15 protein-coding genes are annotated in these 17,445 nt (G+C 69.9%); 11 read left to right on the forward strand and 4 right to left on the reverse strand.

Annotated elements, in window-relative coordinates:
* Nucleotides 1-56: 56 nt before the first annotated feature.
* Nucleotides 57-263 carry a hypothetical protein gene (locus tag MFF21_RS11655; RefSeq protein WP_238311339.1) on the forward strand — a complete coding sequence of 69 codons (207 nt, stop codon included), beginning with the start codon at nucleotides 57-59 and terminating at the stop codon, nucleotides 261-263.
* 22 nt (nucleotides 264-285) lie between these two features.
* On the opposite strand, the gene rimO is transcribed toward MFF21_RS11655, so the two are convergent.
* Complete coding sequence (gene rimO / locus MFF21_RS11660) at nucleotides 286-1,620, reverse strand: 30S ribosomal protein S12 methylthiotransferase RimO (protein WP_238311340.1); 1,335 nt, start codon at nucleotides 1,618-1,620, stop codon at nucleotides 286-288.
* Between the two features lie 274 nt (nucleotides 1,621-1,894).
* On the opposite strand from rimO, the gene pabB reads away from it, so the two are divergent.
* Genes pabB through MFF21_RS11680 form a run of 4 tightly spaced genes read left to right on the forward strand, consistent with a single transcriptional unit; the run spans nucleotide 1,895 to nucleotide 5,192 of the window.
* A complete protein-coding gene (pabB, locus tag MFF21_RS11665; protein WP_238311341.1) occupies nucleotides 1,895-3,280 on the forward strand; it encodes an aminodeoxychorismate synthase component I in 1,386 nt (461 codons plus the stop codon).
* Nucleotides 3,277-3,906 carry an anthranilate synthase component II gene (locus MFF21_RS11670; RefSeq protein WP_238311342.1) on the forward strand — a complete coding sequence of 210 codons (630 nt, stop codon included), beginning with the start codon at nucleotides 3,277-3,279 and terminating at the stop codon, nucleotides 3,904-3,906. Before pabB ends, MFF21_RS11670 begins: the two co-directional genes overlap by 4 nt.
* A complete protein-coding gene (locus MFF21_RS11675; protein WP_238311343.1) occupies nucleotides 3,893-4,741 on the forward strand; it encodes an aminotransferase class IV in 849 nt (282 codons plus the stop codon). Before MFF21_RS11670 ends, MFF21_RS11675 begins: the two co-directional genes overlap by 14 nt.
* Before the next feature lie 10 nt (nucleotides 4,742-4,751).
* A complete protein-coding gene (locus tag MFF21_RS11680; protein WP_238311344.1) occupies nucleotides 4,752-5,192 on the forward strand; it encodes a DoxX family protein in 441 nt (146 codons plus the stop codon).
* A 75-nt stretch (nucleotides 5,193-5,267) separates the two neighbouring features.
* On the opposite strand, the gene mazG is transcribed toward MFF21_RS11680, so the two are convergent.
* On the reverse strand, nucleotides 5,268-6,107 hold the full coding sequence (mazG, locus tag MFF21_RS11685; protein WP_238311345.1) for a nucleoside triphosphate pyrophosphohydrolase: 840 nt from the start codon (nucleotides 6,105-6,107) through the stop codon (nucleotides 5,268-5,270).
* Nucleotides 6,108-6,762: 655 nt separating this feature from the next.
* Here mazG and MFF21_RS11690 point away from each other — a divergent pair.
* Together MFF21_RS11690 and MFF21_RS24100 are read left to right on the forward strand one after the other, a co-directional pair.
* Nucleotides 6,763-7,857: a replication protein RepA gene (locus tag MFF21_RS11690; RefSeq protein WP_238311493.1), complete on the forward strand. Its 1,095-nt coding sequence runs from the start codon at nucleotides 6,763-6,765 to the stop codon at nucleotides 7,855-7,857.
* A 248-nt stretch (nucleotides 7,858-8,105) separates the two neighbouring features.
* The gene (locus MFF21_RS24100) at nucleotides 8,106-8,969 is read left to right on the forward strand and encodes a winged helix-turn-helix domain-containing protein (RefSeq protein WP_373324992.1); all 864 of its coding nucleotides are present in this window, start codon (nucleotides 8,106-8,108) and stop codon (nucleotides 8,967-8,969) included.
* A gap of 199 nt (nucleotides 8,970-9,168) precedes the next feature.
* Here the strand turns inward: MFF21_RS24100 and MFF21_RS11700 are convergent, their stop codons facing one another.
* Nucleotides 9,169-9,990, reverse strand: coding sequence for an SGNH/GDSL hydrolase family protein (locus MFF21_RS11700; protein WP_238311346.1), 822 nt, complete (start codon nucleotides 9,988-9,990; stop codon nucleotides 9,169-9,171).
* 455 nt (nucleotides 9,991-10,445) lie between these two features.
* Entirely contained in the window at nucleotides 10,446-11,483 is a 1,038-nt protein-coding gene (locus tag MFF21_RS11705; RefSeq protein ID WP_238311347.1) for a methyl-accepting chemotaxis protein, read from the reverse strand.
* Between the two features lie 501 nt (nucleotides 11,484-11,984).
* Between MFF21_RS11705 and MFF21_RS11710 the strand changes: the two genes are divergently transcribed.
* The 4 genes from MFF21_RS11710 (at nucleotide 11,985) to MFF21_RS11725 (ending at nucleotide 17,444) form a co-directional block, all read left to right on the forward strand.
* Nucleotides 11,985-13,418 (forward strand): protein adenylyltransferase SelO, encoded by a 1,434-nt coding sequence (locus MFF21_RS11710; protein ID WP_238311494.1) that lies wholly within the window; start codon nucleotides 11,985-11,987, stop codon nucleotides 13,416-13,418.
* Between the two features lie 12 nt (nucleotides 13,419-13,430).
* Nucleotides 13,431-14,369: an alpha/beta hydrolase gene (locus tag MFF21_RS11715; protein WP_238311495.1), complete on the forward strand. Its 939-nt coding sequence runs from the start codon at nucleotides 13,431-13,433 to the stop codon at nucleotides 14,367-14,369.
* Entirely contained in the window at nucleotides 14,366-15,889 is a 1,524-nt protein-coding gene (locus MFF21_RS11720) for a flavin-containing monooxygenase (protein WP_238311348.1), read from the forward strand. The genes MFF21_RS11715 and MFF21_RS11720 overlap by 4 nt, the downstream gene beginning before the upstream one ends.
* 163 nt (nucleotides 15,890-16,052) lie before the next feature.
* A complete protein-coding gene (locus MFF21_RS11725) occupies nucleotides 16,053-17,444 on the forward strand; it encodes a TolC family outer membrane protein (protein WP_238311349.1) in 1,392 nt (463 codons plus the stop codon).
* The last annotated feature ends 1 nt before the right edge of the window (nucleotide 17,445 follow it).

A 17,445-nucleotide genomic window follows, 5' to 3' on the forward strand; every position in this document is an offset into this window, starting at 1 on the left:
GAAAGATCGCGCAGCCCATGGGTTCTTCCGGGACGTTAGGAGAACCGGGAGGCCGCATGGCGACCAAGCATCTCAAGACCGCGCATCCGAGCGACGCCGACCTCAAGGGCGATCCGGGCATCGGCGCCGCGAAGGGCATGACCCGCTCCAGCGGCGATCCGGAGGATCTGCAGGCGGATTCGACCTTCGAGGGCGATGTCGAGAACGAGACGACGCCGGAGGGCGGCGTCGATCCGGATCACCGCCCGCGCAAGAACCGCTGACCGAAAGCCTAGAACGACGGCGTTACACCGCCGTCCCGTGCAGGTCGTAGGCGTCGGCGCCCTCGATCTTCACGGTGACGATGTCGCCCGGGCGGACCGGGCGGCGGAAGGCGACGTGGACGGAGCCGTCGATCTCCGGCGCGTCGTATTTCGAGCGCCCCTTGGCGACGGTCGGGCCGGCCTCGTCGATGATCACGGGCAGGCGCCTGCCGACCTTGGCGCGCTGCAGCTTCAGGGACACGCCCTGCTGCGCCTCCATGAAGCGCCGCTTGCGCTCGGCCTTCACCTCCGGCGGGACCAGCTCGGCGAGGTCGTTGGCGGGCGCGCCCTTGACCGGCTCGTATTCGAAGCAGCCGACGCGCTCGAGCCTGGCCTCGCGGATCCAGGCGAGCAGCTCCTCGAACTCGGCCTCCGTCTCGCCGGGGAAGCCGACGATGAAGGTGGACCGGATCGCGAGGTCCGGACAGATCTCGCGCCAGCGGCGGATCCGGTCGAGCTGCTTCTCCTGGTTGCCGGGGCGCCGCATCCGCTTGAGGACGGAGGGGCTCGCATGCTGGAGCGGCATGTCGAGATAGGGGAGGACCTTGCCCTCGGCCATCAGCGGGATGACCTCGTCGACATGGGGGTAGGGATAGACGTAGTGCAGACGTACCCAGGCCCCGAGCTCACCGAGCTCGGCGGCGAGATCGTAGAAGCGGGCGCGCACCTCGCGGTCGCGCCAGGGGCTCGCGGCGTAGCGGGTGTCGATGCCATAGGCGCTCGTGTCCTGCGAGACGACGAGCAGCTCCTTCACCCCGGCCTTGACCAGCTTCTCCGCCTCGCGGAGCACATCCCCCGCGGGGCGGCTGACGAGGTCGCCGCGCAGGGAGGGAATGATGCAGAAGGTGCAGCGGTTGTTGCAGCCCTCCGAGATCTTCAGATACGCGTAATGACGCGGCGTGAGCTTCACGCCCTGCGGCGGGATCAGGTCGAGGAAGGGGTCGTGGGCCGGCGGCACCGCCTGATGGACGGCCTCGACCACGGACTCGTAGGCCTGGGGGCCCGTCACCGCGAGCAGGTTCGGGAAGCGGTCGCGGATCTCGTCCGGCTGTGCGCCCATGCAGCCGGTGACGATGACCCGGCCGTTCTCCGCCATCGCCTCCCCGATCGCCGAGAGGGACTCGGCCTTGGCCGAATCGAGGAAGCCGCAGGTGTTGACGATGACCACGTCGGCCCCGTCGTGGCGCCGGGCCAGCTCGTACCCCTCCGCCCGCAGCTGGGTGAGGATGCGCTCGGAATCGACCAGCGCCTTGGGGCAGCCGAGGGAGACGAAGGAGATCCGCGGGGCGGCGGTCTTGGGAGAAGCGGTGGTGGTCATGGCAACTCGTCGCGCCCGAACCCGAGGCCGGTCCGGCACAATCGATAGGGCGCGTCTTTCGGATGTCGCGCGTGCTATAACGCGATTGCGGCGCCCATGCGAGCCTCGTCGCGGCCGGCTTCGCGCGGCAGCGTTCGCACGGATGCAATCCGCCCTTGCATCCCGCCCCTGCATCGGACGGGCCCGGCTTCGCCCCGGAAGCGATTGACGGGGACGTTCCGGCACGGTTGGTGGGCGAGGTTGCTTTCCGGCCGAAAAGTTCTGCTGCCGTTTCATGGTCTGGACCCGAGACATCCCGCCGATCGAGCCGATCACGGCTGCGGCCCGGCTCGCCCGGCTGCCGGGGCTCGCCTTCCTCGACAGCGCGATGGCGCATCCGACCCTGGGCCGGGTGTCGGTGCTCGCCGCCGATCCGTTCGGGCGCTTCCGTGTCCGGGACGGGAAGCCGAGCCTCGACGGCCGAAGCCTCGACGGGGCGCCCCTCGAAGCCCTCCGCGTCTGCCTCGCGCCCTATCGCCTTGATCCGCAACCGGATCTCCCAGGCTTCCCCGGCGCAGCGATCGGCTACTTCGCCTACGACTTCGCCACTTGCCTGGAGCAGGTCGAGCAGCCGGCCCGGCGGGCCGGGCTCACCGACGATGCCGCCTTCAACTTCTACGACACGCTCCTCGCGATCGATCATGCAAACGGGACCTGCCGCCTGATCGCCACCGGCTTTCCCGAGATCGGCACCGGCCAGGAAACGCGGGCGAAGGCGCGCCTCGACGCCTTCGCGGCCCTCCTCGCGAGCCCGGAACCGGAGCCGCAGGTGCAATCCGCAGCGACATTCGTCTGGGATTCCAACTTCACCCGGGCAGGCTACGAGGCCGCCGTAGAGAAGGTGCGGGATTACATTCGCGCCGGCGATATCTACCAAGCCAACATCGCGCAGCGTTTCTCGACAACACTTCCGCCGGGCTTCGATGGTTTTGCTCTGTATCGCCGCTTGCGGGAGACGAACCCGGCGACATTCGGCGCCTATCTCGCCTTCGGAGGGCTGACCGTCGCCTCCTCCTCGCCGGAGCGGTTCCTGAAGCTCGACGGGCGGCAGGTCGAGACACGGCCGATCAAGGGAACGGTGCGGCGTTCTTCCGATCCTACGGAAGATTCCCGTCTGGCGGCAGCGCTCCAGGCCCATCCCAAGGAGCGGGCCGAGAACATCATGATCGTCGACCTGCTGCGCAACGACCTCTCCCGGGTCTGCGCGCCGGGCAGCGTCAAGGTGCCGATCCTGTGCGGGCTGGAATCCTATGCCGGGATCCACCATCTCGTCTCCGTGGTCACGGGAACCCTACGCGAAGGCCGGGACGCCCTCGACCTGATCGCGACGACCTTCCCGGGCGGCTCGATCACCGGTGCGCCGAAGCTCAGGGCCATGGACATCATCACCGAGATCGAGGGCGATGCGCGGGAGCTCTATTGCGGAGCCATCGGCGCGATCGGTTTCGACGGCTCCCTCGACACCTCGATCGCGATCCGCACCGTGTTCATGAACGACCGGGAGGCGGTGCTACAGGCCGGAGGCGGGGTGACGCTGCTCTCGGAACCCGGTCCGGAATACGAGGAGACGCTGACCAAGGCCGCCCGGGTCTTCCAGGCTTTCGAGGCGCCGGAATCATGATCCTCGTCATCGACAACTACGATTCCTTCGTTTTCAACGTCGTGCGCTACTTCGAAGAGCTCGGCGAGACGGTGAAGGTGGTGCGCAACGACGCCCTCGACGTGGCCGGCATCCGCGCCCTCGAGGCCAATGCCCTGGTGCTCTCGCCGGGGCCCTGCACGCCCAACGAGGCGGGGGTGACCTTGCCCGCGATCCGGGAACTGTCCGGGAATATTCCAATCCTCGGCGTCTGCCTCGGCCATCAGGCCATCGGCGCGGCCTTCGGCGGGCAGGTCGGCCGGGCGCGGCGGCCGCTGCACGGGCAGGCGACGCCGATCCGGCACGAGGCGGCACGGCTGTTCTCGGGCCTGCCCGATCCGATGCAGGTCGGGCGCTACCATTCCCTCGTGGTCGAGCCGCAGCCGGCGATGGCGGACCATCTCGTCGTCGACGCCCTGTCCGCGGAAGGGGAGGTGATGGCCCTCTCGCACCGGACGCACCCGACCTACGGGATCCAGTTCCACCCCGAGTCGGTGCTGACGGAGAACGGCCACGCCCTCTTCGCCAACTTCCTCGATCTCGCCCGGACCTGGCGGGGGAAGCCCGGCCGGGGACGGTCCGAGACGCCGGCCGATGCTGTGGTTTGACGGCCGGCCCACGGAAGGGAAGGTGCCCTTCGACCTCGCCGACCGGGGCCTGCTGCTCGGGGACGGGGTGTTCGACACGGCCCTGGCGCTCGAGGGCCGCATCGCCTTCGAGGAGGCCCATATCGCCCGCCTCGTCGCGGCGGCCGCGACCCTGGGCTTCGCGGTCGCGCCCGAGACGATCCGGGCGGCGATGCGGGGGCTCGCCGCGGGGGAGGCCCGGGCCGGCATCCGCACCACGGTGACCCGGGGCGTCGGCCCCCGCGGGATCCTGCCGCCGGAGACAGCACAGCCGACCGTCTTCGCGAGTTCGGCCCCCCTGGCGCCCAATTTCGCCGCCGCGACCCTGACCCTGCGCACGACCGGCATCGCCCGGAATGAGACCTCCCCCACCTCCCGGCTCAAGACCCTGGGTTATCTTGACGCCGTTCTCGCGATCCGGGAAAGCCGGGCCGCGGGCTTCGACGAGGCCCTGTTCCTCAACACGCGGGGCCGGGTCGCCTGCGCCGGCACCGGCAATCTTGTCGCCCTCAGCGGCGACCGGCTGGTGACGCCGCCGCTGGGGGAGGGGGTGCTGGCCGGTATCCTGCGCGGGGTTCTGCGCGATCTGGCGCCGGATCTCGGCCTCGTCTGGGACGAGAGCCCTCTGACACCGGAGGCGCTGAAGGCTGCGGAGGCGGTCTTTCTCACGAATTCCCTGCGGCTCGTCTGCCCCGTCACCCGCATCGACGACACGATCCTCGGGAGCGCCGGGCATCCCCGCCTCCGGCAGCTCGCGGAAGCCGTCCGGCGGGCGACGGCCGCCTCCTGCGGCGTCGATCCGGGCCGGCTCCCATGAGCCGAGGCCGATGAGGGGAGGGGGCCGCGACGGGCGGGCGCCCCTGCGCTGGGCCCTGTCCGGCCTCTACGGAATCATCGGCCTCGTGCATCTCGTCGCGACCGAGCGCTTTCTGCCGATCATGCCGAGCTGGGTCCCCGCCCCTCTCCTCGTGGTGATCCTCACCGGGCTGTGCGAGATCGCCGGGGCCGTTGCCCTGTTCCTGCCGCCCCTGCGGCGGGCGGCCGGTCTCGCCTTTGCGCTCTATGCGATCTGCGTCGTCCCGGCCAATCTCAAGCAGGCCTTCGAGCATATCGACATGCCGCCGATCCCCGACAGCTGGTGGTATCACGGGCCGCGCCTGCTGCTTCAGCCCGTCCTGGTCTGGATCGCCCTCTACGCGGTGCATCTCATCGACTGGCCCCTGCGGAGACGGAGAGGAGAGAGGGACGATCCCAGCCGGTCCGGTTGAGCAGGACTCGCATTTCTTCGCCCGCTTGGGGGAGAAGAAACTTGCGTTCCCGGACGTGAGTCGGAAAAATCCGCCTCAGCGTCCCGCCTTCTCGACCTGCTTCACCGCCTGCCAGGCAGCCTCCATCGCGGGGAGGTCGCTTTCGTCAAGATTTTGGCCCTGCCGGGCGAGGAGATCGGCCATGGCCTCGAAACGGCGGATGAATTTTTGGGTGCCGCGGCGCAGGGCCTCCTCCGGGTCGACGCCGGCATGGCGGGCGAGATTGGCCACGGAGAACAGGAGATCTCCGATTTCCTCCGCCACGGCTTCCCGGTCGTCCTCGGCCAGGCTCTGTTCGACCTCGAGCACCTCCTCCCGGACCTTGGCGAGGACGTCCGCAGCGTTCGGCCAGTCGAAGCCGTAGCCGGCTGCTTTCCGCGAGATCTTTTCGGCTCGCATCAGAGCGGGGAGGGCACTCGGAACGCCGGCGAGGGGACCTTGCGGCTTCCTGACTCCTCGCCCGGCTTTCTCCGCCCGTTCCTCCGCCTTGATGCGTTCCCAGGCTTGCTTGATCGCCTCCGGATCGGTTCGGCGCTCTTCCGGGGCGAGGAGGTTGCCGGAAGCATCGAAGACGTGCGGGTGCCGGCGGATCAACTTGCGGATGATCGCCTCGACCACATCGGAGAAGGCGAAGGAGCCCGCTTCCTCCGCCATCCGGGCCTGGAACACGACCTGGAGGAGCAGATCTCCGAGCTCGTCGCGCAGCTCGAAGGCATCGCCCTGATCGACGGCCTCTGCCACTTCATAGGCTTCCTCGATCGTGAAGGGGATGATGGTCGCCGGTGTCTGCGCGACATCCCAGGCACAGCCTTTCTCGGGATCCCGCAAGGTCATCATGATTGAGAGAAGCCGGTCGACGGAAGAGAATTGCGTCATGGGGAGTCCAGGCACCTGCGGAGAAATGTGGTTTTGTGGACAAGCTGCGGGAAAAGGGTAGGGAGCTTGTGAAAAATTCCAAAAATTCTCTCTTCGAACCAAGTCAGCATAACCCGTTCGTCGACACGAACGCTTTGGACCTGCCTTATAGGAAAGATATCAGAAGGGGTTATAGGGAGTCTGTTCTGCCTATTATATGGGAGACGAGATTCCTCATTTTCCTGAATGGTTTAAGAAGGATCCGCGTATCGAATTCTGCGTGAATCCGCATGGGATTCTGCGTGGATGCGTAGGGGATTCTGCGGGCCGGAACAGGGGACCTGCATAGAAGTCTGCGCAGGGGCGTAGGGGATTCGGCGGGGATAACCGGACAAGGGGGCCGGCTCTGTGGAAAAGTCCCGGAGATACTGCCGTATCGAACTCTGCGCAGCGGCTCCGATCGGTGTTCTCGATCCCCTCCCCATGCAGCGCGGGTTGGAGAGGAACACTCCCCCTCGCCGTCCTCGCCCTCATCGAAAAACCCACCCGACTTGCGGGGATAGCCGGGATAAATCGTGAGCTCCCCGAGACTCCCGCCGCCCGAATCGTGTGAGGCTACCTGAGGACTCTGCCCGCTAACCGGCAGAACCGGACAGGAAGGGTGAGGGCGACACAGGTGGGGCTCGCGGACAAGATCGCGCTGATCCGCGATGTAGACCTCCTGGCGGAGCTCGAAACCGCTCGGGGCGATTTCCTGTTCGCGCCGATCGTCGAGCATCTGCTGTTCCGTCAGCGCGAGCGGGATGCGGCCGCAAGCGCCCGGGCGGTGGAGGTGGACAGCCAATCCTCCCGCCGCGCCGGCATGGGCCGCGACCAGCGCCGGCGCGATGCCATCCGCGAGGTGATCGAGAACGAGCCCACGGGGCCGGAGAACCTCCAGCACATCCATTCGGTCCTGGCCCTGTGCGGCCTGCCCTATCGCGATCCCGGCGCCGCCCGGGAGGTGTTTCGCGAATACGGCCGCAATTCCCTCAGCCTGACCGCCGGGCGGCTCAAGAACCCCGTGACCGGGGAGATGGAGCCCCAGGGCCTGCCCTACGGCCCCAAGGCCCGCCTGGTGCTCCTGCATCTCTGCTCGGAGGCCGTGCGCCAGCGCAACCCGGTGATCGAGGTGGGCGACAGCCTGTCGGGCTTCATGAAGGCCATGGGCTTCGCCGTGACCGGAGGCGAGCGCGGCACGATCGGCGCCTTCAAGGAGCAGCTCAACCGGCTCGCTGCCTGCTCCATGCAGATCGGCCTCTGGGACGGGGCCGACCAGGCCTCGACCCTCAACGTGCCGCCTTTCCGCCGCCTCGACCTCTGGCGGGCGGGCTCGGATGGGCTGGTCTGGCAGAAGGAGGTGCAGTTCCACCAGGATTTCTACGACAGCCTGATCCAGCACGCCCTGCCCGTCGACATCCGGGCGGCCCGGGCCTTTTCCGGCTCCGCCCGCAAGCTCGACCTGCTGTTCTGGCTCGGCTACCGCCTGCGCCTGCTGCAGCGGCCCCTGCGGCTGACCTGGGACAACCTGCACCGGCAGTTCGGGGCGGACAATGCCAGCATCCGCAGCTTCCGCCAGGCCTTCAAGGCGGATGTGGCCGGGGTGCTCGAGGTGTTTCCGAAGCTGCCCCTGAGCCTCGACGACAACGGCATGACCCTGCGGCCGGCCGATCCCGGCGCCCTACTCGTTCCGCCGAAGCCGGCGGCGCGTAGACGGAATGGGACGGAATAAAGCGCATGCTCGCCCCCGCGAAACGGAAACGCGGCTTCGAGGCGGCTTCCTCGGCCTTCCACAAGCGCCTCGAAGCCGGCTCCGGGATCTTCCAAGCCGAGACGCTTTTTGTTCTATTCCCTATGATATTCCACGGAAGATGGTGGTGGAATTAATTGGAATAAGATGGAACAGAGAAATCCATATTCCATAACGGTCCTTCCCGTGCTACGGGATATTCCATCAGGGAAAGTGACCGGGAAAATTCCATGGTTCTGTCGGAAGCGGAAGCGGAAGCCCGCCTGAACGCGCTGCGGCGTCAGCGCGAGGCCCTGGACCGGGCCATCACCGATCTGACCCTCTATCTGGAACTCGGCCGGCGGCTGAAGGCCGAGCTCGGGACGACGGCGGAGGACGAGCCGGCTGAGATCAAGCACCCGGCACAGGCCACCTCTCCTTCTCCGCCCATCGCTCCTTCCTCCGCATCCGCCGGGCCGGGGCGGGACGACATCACCTCCCGGTCGGTCTGGGCGGATCGGCCCGATCCCCTTGCTCCTGCCGAAGGGAGCGAGCCCCGCCGGGTCTCGCCCTCCCGCCCGGACGGCGCGGTTCCGGCCGGTCCTGCCGAGGGACCTTCCCGCCCTGCGGGCGCCGGGGGGCAGGAGAGACACGATCTTCGGGCGGCCGATTCGGGCGATCCGGGAACCGCGACGGCGGGGCCGTGGCCGGTGCCCGGCTTCGCCACGCGCGGAGCCGATCGACCGCCGCCGCGCCCGGCAGAGAGGGCATGGCCCGAACCCCGGCCGGCCGCGACTCCCGCGACGGCGACGGGGCAGGGGGCGTCGGAGGAGGCCCGCTCCGAGGCCGTGGCCGCCCGGCGCTACGGACGGGTGCTGATCGGGGCGGCGCTCGCCGTGCTGCAAGAGGCCGACCGGCCGCTCCATGCCAGTGAGATCTGGGCGGCGCTCGCCGCCCGGGGCTTCAGCCTGCCCGGGGCCGATCCGATCGCGGCCCTCAACACCCGGCTCTGGAAGCGCTCCGGCCCCGGCGGCCCGCTCCGCCGCCTGGGGGATGCGGTCTACGCCCTTCCCGGCAGCCGCGGCGCTCCCGAGGAGGTCGGGCCGACGGGCTGAGGCCGGTTGCCGGGGAGCGGCCCGGCCCGATGCCTACGTTCTGAGACGCAGTCGAGCCAGGGGCCTTGCCGGATCGGGCAAGGCTCCTGGCTCGCCTCGCGCGCATGCGAGGACGAACACGACGCTGTGCGATCGCGCGGTGACGGGAATCCGGGCCGGGGAGGGGCGTCGTTTGACGCTCCGCCCTGCCCCATCCGGCTCAGTTCCGGGCGAGGGAGGGCTGGATCAGGCCGGCGCCGACCAGGATCTGGGCGGCGGCGGCCTTGGCGAGCTGGCGGTAGCCGGCATCGGTCATGTGCAGGCCGTCCGGGCCGATCATCTGGGCCGGGGTCATCAGGCCGTGCGAGACCCAGGATTGCATCAGGGCGTGGCGGCGGATCACCGGCACGCCGAGCTCGGCGGCGACCGCGTGCAGGGCCTCGCCGTAGCGGCCGGCGCCCTCGACGCCGGAGAGCTTGCGGCACCATTGCTGGTCCATCAGCACCACGTCGGCGCCGGTGGCCCGGATCGCGGCGATGCCCTGGCGGGTCAGTTCGGCGAAGCGCTCCACCGGCACGCCGGAGAGCGGGTCGTTGCTGCCGGTCTGCCAGACCACGAGATCCGGCTTCTCGGCCAGCACGTCGCGCTCCAGGCGTCGGGCCATCGCCTCGGAATCGTCGCCGCCGATGCCGCGGTTGATCACGGTGACGGCGCGGCGCTCATGGGCGCCGACCTGGAGCCGCTCCTCGAGGTCGTGCTGGAGCAGGGCAGGGTAGGCCGCTGCCGGTGAGGATGCCCCCGCCCCCGCCGTCGAGGAGGAGCCGAAGGCGACGATGCGGATGTCGCCGTTGCCCGCCAGCCGCGCGGCGAGCCGGGTCAGCTTCACCGGCAGACGCTCCGGCGCCCCTTGCGGGACCGCGGCGGGCTTCAGGGCCGGGGGCGCCAGATCCGGCTGGGCCTGGGCACCCTGGTCCGGCGCGGCGAGGGCGAAGCCGAGGGCGGTGGCGAAGCCGAGGAGCGGCAGGCGCAGGCTGAGCGACATCGGAGGCGGTTTCAGTGATTCGGAAAGGCGAATATCGGCGTGTCCAGTGCCAGCGATGCCCCAGGATTATGACAATTGCGAGAGCCGCGGGTTACGAAACGCCCTTAATGAATTTTTTATTTTCATTCCTGCGGTCAAGGTTGCCGAAGGGTGACGCTTGGACCGTCGGAAGAGAGAATTCGTCTCCGTGACTTGAGCCTGACTTGTCCGTGTAACGGGGTGTGATGCGCCGTGACTTGGCTTTGTGACTCGGCTTTCGGCGGCCTTTCCAGGCCCCCTGCCCCCGTGATCGGGGTCTCAGGTTCCATAATATATCTTATGCGAACGGCTTTGGGCCGGGTCGGTGGGGAGTGAACGGGGTCGGCTGAGGGCTCCAAGCCCAGGGGCCGAGTCGCCCCGGCCGTCTCCGCCCGACGCAGGCGGAGACGGCTCTGCCGAACCGCCGACCTGTCCGGTCAATCCGCTTCCCGGACGATGACCCCGCGCCAGCCGAGGCCGCGATAGGTCTCGTAGCCGGGGGTCGCGTGGAAGGCGACGAGACGGCCGGCCTCGTCCCGGTAGGAGCCATGCGACTGCCCGCCCGTGCGCAGCGGGAACACCTCGCTCAGCACGCCCTGCCCGCGCGAGCAGGCGATCACCCGGTTGCCGGCATCCAGCAGCATCACCCGGGTCCTCTCGCGCTCGCTCAGGCCCAGGCGGACCCCCTCGACGATCGCCCGCGCCTGCGGCTGCCAGTCGAAATGGATGGCGAGGACGCCGAGGGGCCGGCCGTCGACGCGGCCGTCCTCCCGGACGCTCGCGCAGTAGGTGGCGACCTGCGCGCCGTCGAGGGCGGCCTCCCGGCGCACATCCGCCGCCACGAAGGCGTCGCCGTTCCGCAGCGCCAGGGCCTCGCGGAACCAGGCCTCGCCATGGACGGAGGTGCCCCGGACCCGGGGATAGCGCTCCGGCCGGCCATGGGCGACGACGCGCCCCTGGAGGTCGCAGAGCCAGAGGTCGAGATAGACGGTGTAGGCGGACAGGATCACGCCGAGGCGTTCCTCGGCATAGGCCACCGCCGCCGGGGTGCCGTCGGCGGCGCAGGAGACCACGGCGGAATCCGTCGCCCACCAGCGGACGTCGCAGGTGCGCTCGTAGAGATTGCGGTCGATCAGCTCGACCGCATTCAGGGCGAGGTCGACGTAGCGCGTCGCCTGCGCCTCGTCCGTGAGCCTGTCGACCGCCTTCGTCAGGTCGTCCACGCCGTTGCTGATGTTGTCGCCGAGCGTGCTGGCGAGATGCTCGACCTCCCCCGCCACGGCCCGGACTTCCTGCGCCACCACGGAGAACCCCGCCCCCTTCTCGCCCGCATGGGAGGCCTCGATCAGGGCGTTCAGCGCCAGGAACTTCATGCGCCGGGTGATGGATTGAATCGATCCCAGATCCGATGCGGCGCTGGATTTCAGAGCGTGCGCGGAGGTCTCGACAACTTCGGAAAGTGTTGAATTGGTCATTGTGTTGTGCAAGTCTAGAATTCTCCGGATCGCGTCGCGGCGAGATCGATTATTTCCACGCGGAAAGCGATTGTGTAAAGTTAACTAAATGCTGCTTCGAGCAAAACCAGCGGTACTCGTGCCGGTTTTGCTAGGGATCCTGCCCAGTCGCTGGGCAGTCCGCCGGATATGTCCCTCGGACTGCGTAGCGGGCAAGCTGAAAGTGCCTGTTTTCAGGCTGCCAAACGATTCGTGATCGATCGCATCATCGACCGTTCTTGGGCTGATATGCAGGGAAATCATGTATACGTATGCACGACGCTGCCTGTGCGCGTCGAACGTATGCGATGTCGGCCTTGAGCTTGGTTTCCGTCCGGCGTGACGGACTGTGCCGCGACAGCGGCCGATCCGGGGCAGGGGCTCCGCAACGTCCGATGCATCCCGGGCGCCTCCGCCTGGGTTGACGGAAGGCGCGCCCTGCACGACCTCCCTCCCCTCACCCGCGCCCCGTGGAGCCCGCCCCTGCCCTCCCCGAAGACCTCCCGCCGCCATGCCGATCTCGGGCCCGACTTCTACGACGTGGTCGCGCCGGCCGATTTCCCGCAGGCGATCCTGCGCTACCGCAACCAGGACTGGGCGCAGCGGGTCGGGCTCGACGGCCTGAGCGAGGCGGCGTGGATCGCGCATTTCGCGCGGTTCGAGCCCTTGCCCGGCAGCTTCGAGAAGCCCCTGGCCCTGCGCTATCACGGCCACCAGTTCCGCTCCTACAACCCGGATCTCGGCGACGGGCGCGGCTTCCTGTTCGCGCAGCTCCACGACCTCCGGGACGGGCGGCTCCTCGATCTCGGCACCAAGGGCAGCGGCCGGACGCCCTGGTCGCGCACCGCCGACGGGCGGCTGACCCTGAAGGGCGGCGTGCGCGAGGTGCTCGCCACCGCCCTGCTGGAGGCGCTGGGCGTCGAGACCTCCAAGAGCTTCAGCCTGATCGAGACCGGCGAGGCGCTGGAGCGGGGCGACGAGCCCTCCCCCACCCGCTCCGCGGTGCTGGTGCGGCTCTCCCACGCGCATCTGCGCATCGGCACCTTCCAGCGCTTCCTCTTCCTCGACGAGCCGCACAACATCGCCCGCCTCGTCGACCACGTGGTGGCGACCTACTATCCCGATATCCAAGAGGCCGATCCCGCGGAGCGGGCGCGCGCCTTCTTCACGGCGCTGACGACCCGGGTCGCCCGCATGGGCGCGCAATGGATGGCCGCGGGCTTCGTCCACGGCGTGCTCAACACCGACAACATCAACGTCACCGGCGAGAGCTTCGATTACGGGCCCTGGCGCTTCGCGCCGGAGAACGACCCCGCCTTCACGGCGGCCTATTTCGACCAGTTCGGCCTCTACAGCTTCGGCCGGCAGCCCGAGGCCCTGTTCTGGAACCTGAGCCGGCTCGCCGAATGCCTGATCCCCCTCGTGCCCCAGGACAGGCTGGAGGCGGCGCTGAAGGGCTTCGGGCCGGCCCTGCAGCAGGGCTTCGCCGAGGCGATCCTGTTCCGGCTCGGGATCGTCCCCCGGGAGGGGGAGGGCGAGGCGGCGCTCCACCGGCTGGTGGGCAGCTTCTGGAGCTTCCTCGAGACGACCCGGGCGCCCTTCGAGCGCGTCTTCTTCGACTGGCGCGGGGGCCTCGCCAGCGAGGCCCGCGCCGCGGCGAGCCCGGCCGCGCCCTTCTACGCCCGCGACGCGTTCCGGCCGGTCCACGCCGCCCTGCAGGCGATGCGGCCCGCGGCGGACGCGAATCTCGACCATCCCTATTTCGCCGATCCCGCGCCCTGCACCCTGCTGATCGACGAGGTCGAGGCCCTGTGGGCGCCGATCGCCGAGCGGGACGACTGGTCGGCCCTGGAGGCCAAGCTCGCCGCCATCGCCCGGATGGGGCAGGCCTACGGCACGCGGCCCGAGCCGGCCTGACCGCCCGTGAGCCTGTTCCGGGGGAGCCTGCGGGCGCATCTCTTCGACGCCGTGCTGCGGCTGGCCGTGCGCCGGCGGCTCGGGCAGGTCTTCGACGTCCAAAAAATCCGGGCCTCCCTCGACCGCCGGGGACGGCCGGACCCGCGCGGCGTGGCCTTCACCCCGGGCGCCCTCGGGGGCGTGCCGGGGGAATGGGCGGTCGCGCAGGCGGGGGAGGGGGAAGAGACGGCCGGAGAGACGGCCCCTGCCCTGCTCTATTGCCATGGCGGCGGCTTCATCGCCTGCTCGCCGAAGACCCACCGCCCGATCACCGGCGCCTTCGCGCGGGCCGGCTTCCGGGTCTTCGTGCCGGATTACCGGCTCGCCCCCGAACATCCCTTCCCGGCGGGACTCGAGGACGTGGTCGCGGCCTGGGCCGCCCTGTCGGCGCGGGGGCCGGCGGCGATCGCGGGGGATTCCGCCGGCGGCAACCTGGCCCTCGCCACCCTGCTGGAGGCGCGCCGCCGCGGCCTGCCGCCGCCGGCGGCCGCCGCCCTGTTCTGCCCGGTGACGGATCTCCTCGGCCGCAGCCCGTCCCTGCGCCGGAACGCGGCCTGGGACGCGATGTTCAAGCCGGAAGCGCTGATGCGGCTGGCGCCGGTCTATCTCGCCGGGGCCGATCCGGGCGATCCCCGCATCTCCCCGATCGAGGGGGATCTCGCCGGCCTGCCGCCGCTGCTGATCCATGCGGGCGAGCGGGAGATGCTGCGCGACGATTCCGTGCGCTTCGCCGACAAGGCGCGGGCGGCGGGGACCGCCGTGACCCTGAGGCTCTGGCCGGTGGTGCCCCATGCCTGGCAGATCGCCGGGGACGCGCTGCCGGAGGCGCGGCTGTCGCTGGCCGAGGCCGCCGATTTCCTGCACCGGCATCTTGCGCGCAGGGCCGCCCTGGACGAAGCGATGCCGGCATGAGCATGCCCGGCCCCGACGATCCTCTGGACCTGTTGATCGTGGGGGCGGGCTTTTCCGGCCTCGCCCTGGCGATCCGGGCCGAGCGGGCCGGGTTGCGCAACTTCCTGATCCTGGAGAAGGCGGGATCGGTCGGCGGCACCTGGCGGGACAACACCTATCCGGGGGCGGCGAGCGACATCCCCTCGCATCTCTACGCCCTCTCCTTCGCCCCCAAGGCCGATTGGAGCCGGCTCTATCCGCGCCAGCCGGAGATCGCGGCCTATCTCGAGGGCCTCGTCGCCGCCCATGGCCTCGGCGACCGCCTGCGCCTCTCCACCCCGGTCGGCGCCTGCCGCTGGGACGAGGCGGCGGGGCGCTGGCGGGTGGAGACGCCGCACGGCACCCTGACGGCCCGCGCCCTCGTCCTGGCGGTCGGCGGCCTGCACGAGCCCGCCCTGCCCGCCCTCCCCGGCCTCGACCGCTTCGCGGGCGCCGCCTTCCACTCCGCCCGCTGGGACCACGGCGTGCCGCTCGACGGCAAGCGCGTGGGGGTGATCGGCACGGGGGCGAGCGCCGTGCAGTTCGTGCCGGAGATCGCCGACCGGGTCGGGCACCTCGTCCTGTTCCAGCGCTCGGCGCCCTGGATCCTGCCCCGGTGGGACCGGGCGCTCGCGGGCTGGGAGCGGGCACTCTATGCGCGCCTGCCGATCCTGCGGCGGCTCTACCGGCTCGCCCTGTACGGGCGGCAGGAGGCCCCTGCCCTCCTCGGCTTCACCCGCCTCTCCCGCCTGACGGCCCTCGCGGAGACGCTCGGGCGCCGCCACCTGCAGCGCGCGGTCTCGGATGCGCGCCTGCGGGCCAAGCTGACGCCGGATTTCCGCCTCGGCTGCAAGCGGGTGCTGCTCTCCGACGACTACTACCCGGCGCTGGCGCGCAGCGGCGCCCTGGTGGTCCAGGCGCCGATCCGGGAGGTGCGGCCCGGCGGCGTCCTCGCGGCCGACGACGTCGAGCACCAGCTCGACGTGCTGATCTTCGCCACCGGCTTCGAGGTCGCGGGCAGCGTCGCGCGCATCGCCGTGACCGGCCGCGGCGGGCGCAGCCTGACGGAGGCCTGGTCCGGGGGGCGCGACGCCTTCCAGGGGCTCGCCGTGCACGGCTTCCCGAACCTGTTCCTGCTGCTCGGCCCCAATACCGGCCTCGCCCACAACTCGGTGCTCCTGATGATGGAGGCGCAGCTCGACCACGTGCTCGGCGCCCTGCGCCACCTGCGCCGCCATCCCCGGGCGGCGCTCGACGTGCGCCCGGACGCCCAGGCCCGCTTCCGGCAGGCGGTCGATGCCAGGATGCGCGACAGCATCTGGCTGCGGGGCGGCTGCGGCAGCTGGTATCTCGACGCGGCGGGGCGCAACCGCGCCCTCTGGCCCGGCACCGTGGGGGCCTATCGCCGCGCCGCCGCCCGGCTGCGGCTGCGCGACTACGACACGCGTCCCCAGGCCCCCACGCCGGCCGAGACGAACGGGGCGGATCGGTCCGCCTCGTGACGGGCGCCCCGGCGCCGGGCCCCTCTCCGTCCGGCGGACCTGCATGGAAATACAACCTGTGCGGGCTAACGAATACTTAGAAAAACTTCTGCTAAGGATGACTTCCTGAGCCCGACATGGTGAAGGAGACGATTAATTAATCGCCTTCCTTCATGATTTCTCAATGCCATCTGGATCGAGACACGTTCGCACGGCATGGCGTCTGATCGCCATCCTTCCGCTGCTTTCCGTGCCGTCCGGCCCGATCCGGGCGGAGACGCTGGAAAGCGCCCTGTCGCGCGCCTACGCGGCCAACCCGACGCTGAACGCGCAGCGCGCCAATGTGCGCTCGACCGACGAGAACGTCGCCATCGCCCAGTCGGGCTATCGACCCACCGCCAGCATCACCGCCGATATCGGCCTCGAAACCCTGTCGGGGACGATCCAGAGGGCGACGGTCGACCAGCGGGTCACCCGCCCGGGCGGGGCGGGGCTGACCGTCAACCAGATCCTGTTCAACGGCTTCCGGACCGACAACCAGACCCGCCGGGCGGAATCGGGCGTGCTCAACGCCCGCGAGACCCTGCGGCTCAGCGAGATGCAGACGCTGTTCGGCGCCGCCCAGGCCTATATGAACGTCCTGCGCGACACCGCCACCCTCGAGCTCCAGCGCAACAACGTCGAGGTGCTCGAGGAGCAGCTGCGCCAGACCCGCGACCGCTTCAGCGTCGGCGAGGTCACCCGCACCGACGTGGCCCAGGCCGAGGCCCGCCTCGCCGGTGCCCGCTCCCAGGTCAGCGCCGCCGAGTCCAACCTGCGCTCCTCCATCGGCGTCTACCGCCAGACCATCGGCGTCGAGCCGCGCCAGCTCGCCCCCGGACGCCCCCTCGACCGCTACGTGCCCGCCAGCCTCGACACCGCCGTCACCATCGGCCTGCGCGAGCATCCCCAGATCCTGGCCGACCTGCACGCGGTCGATGCCGCCGAATTGCAGGTCAAGGTGCTCGAAGGCGCGCTCGCCCCGCAATTCGGCATCCAGGGCAACGTCCAGCAGCGCTACGACCAGACCCTGCCCGGCGACAACGGCGTCACCGCCTCCATCGTCGGCCGCCTGACCGTGCCGCTCTACCAGGGCGGCCAGGAATACGCCCAGATCCGCCAGGCCAAGGAACTCGTCAGCCAGGCCCGCCTGCTGGCCGAGCGCGACCGCGATGCCGTGCGCGCGGCCATCGTCCAGGCCTGGGGCCGGCTCGAGGCGGCCAAGGCCCAGGTCATCGCCTCCCAGGCCCAGGTCCAGGCCAACGAGGTCGCCCTCAACGGCGTGCGCGAGGAGGCCCGGGTCGGCCAGCGCACCACCCTCGACGTGCTCAACGCCCAGCAGGAGCTGCTCAACGCACGGGTCAACCTGATCCTGGCCCAGCGCGACCGGGTCGTGAATTCCTACGACGTCGTCCAGGCCGTCGGCCGCCTCACCGTGCGCTTCACCGCGCTGCCCGTGGCCGCCTACAGCGCCAAGGAGCATTACGACCAGGTCAAGGATCTCTGGTTCGGATTGCGCACCCCCGACGGACGATGAG

It is taken from the genome of Methylobacterium organophilum (genome assembly GCF_022179465.1).
GTDB classification, from domain to species: domain Bacteria; phylum Pseudomonadota; class Alphaproteobacteria; order Rhizobiales; family Beijerinckiaceae; genus Methylobacterium; species Methylobacterium organophilum.

What these genes read in the sequence shown, in the direction of transcription:
- MFF21_RS11720 (WP_238311348.1), top strand. Translation starts at nt 14,366, where the DNA reads ATGAGCATGCCCGGCCCCGACGATCCTCTGGACCTGTTGATCGTGGGG.
- pabB (WP_238311341.1), top strand. Translation starts at nt 1,895, where the DNA reads ATGGTCTGGACCCGAGACATCCCGCCGATCGAGCCGATCACGGCTGCG.
- mazG (WP_238311345.1), bottom strand. Translation starts at nt 6,107, where the DNA reads ATGACGCAATTCTCTTCCGTCGACCGGCTTCTCTCAATCATGATGACC.
- MFF21_RS11705 (WP_238311347.1), bottom strand. Translation starts at nt 11,483, where the DNA reads ATGACCAATTCAACACTTTCCGAAGTTGTCGAGACCTCCGCGCACGCT.
- MFF21_RS11675 (WP_238311343.1), top strand. Translation starts at nt 3,893, where the DNA reads ATGCTGTGGTTTGACGGCCGGCCCACGGAAGGGAAGGTGCCCTTCGAC.
- MFF21_RS11670 (WP_238311342.1), top strand. Translation starts at nt 3,277, where the DNA reads ATGATCCTCGTCATCGACAACTACGATTCCTTCGTTTTCAACGTCGTG.
- MFF21_RS11655 (WP_238311339.1), top strand. Translation starts at nt 57, where the DNA reads ATGGCGACCAAGCATCTCAAGACCGCGCATCCGAGCGACGCCGACCTC.
- MFF21_RS24100 (WP_373324992.1), top strand. Translation starts at nt 8,106, where the DNA reads ATGGTTCTGTCGGAAGCGGAAGCGGAAGCCCGCCTGAACGCGCTGCGG.
- MFF21_RS11725 (WP_238311349.1), top strand. Translation starts at nt 16,053, where the DNA reads ATGCCATCTGGATCGAGACACGTTCGCACGGCATGGCGTCTGATCGCC.
- MFF21_RS11700 (WP_238311346.1), bottom strand. Translation starts at nt 9,990, where the DNA reads ATGTCGCTCAGCCTGCGCCTGCCGCTCCTCGGCTTCGCCACCGCCCTC.
- rimO (WP_238311340.1), bottom strand. Translation starts at nt 1,620, where the DNA reads ATGACCACCACCGCTTCTCCCAAGACCGCCGCCCCGCGGATCTCCTTC.
- MFF21_RS11680 (WP_238311344.1), top strand. Translation starts at nt 4,752, where the DNA reads ATGAGGGGAGGGGGCCGCGACGGGCGGGCGCCCCTGCGCTGGGCCCTG.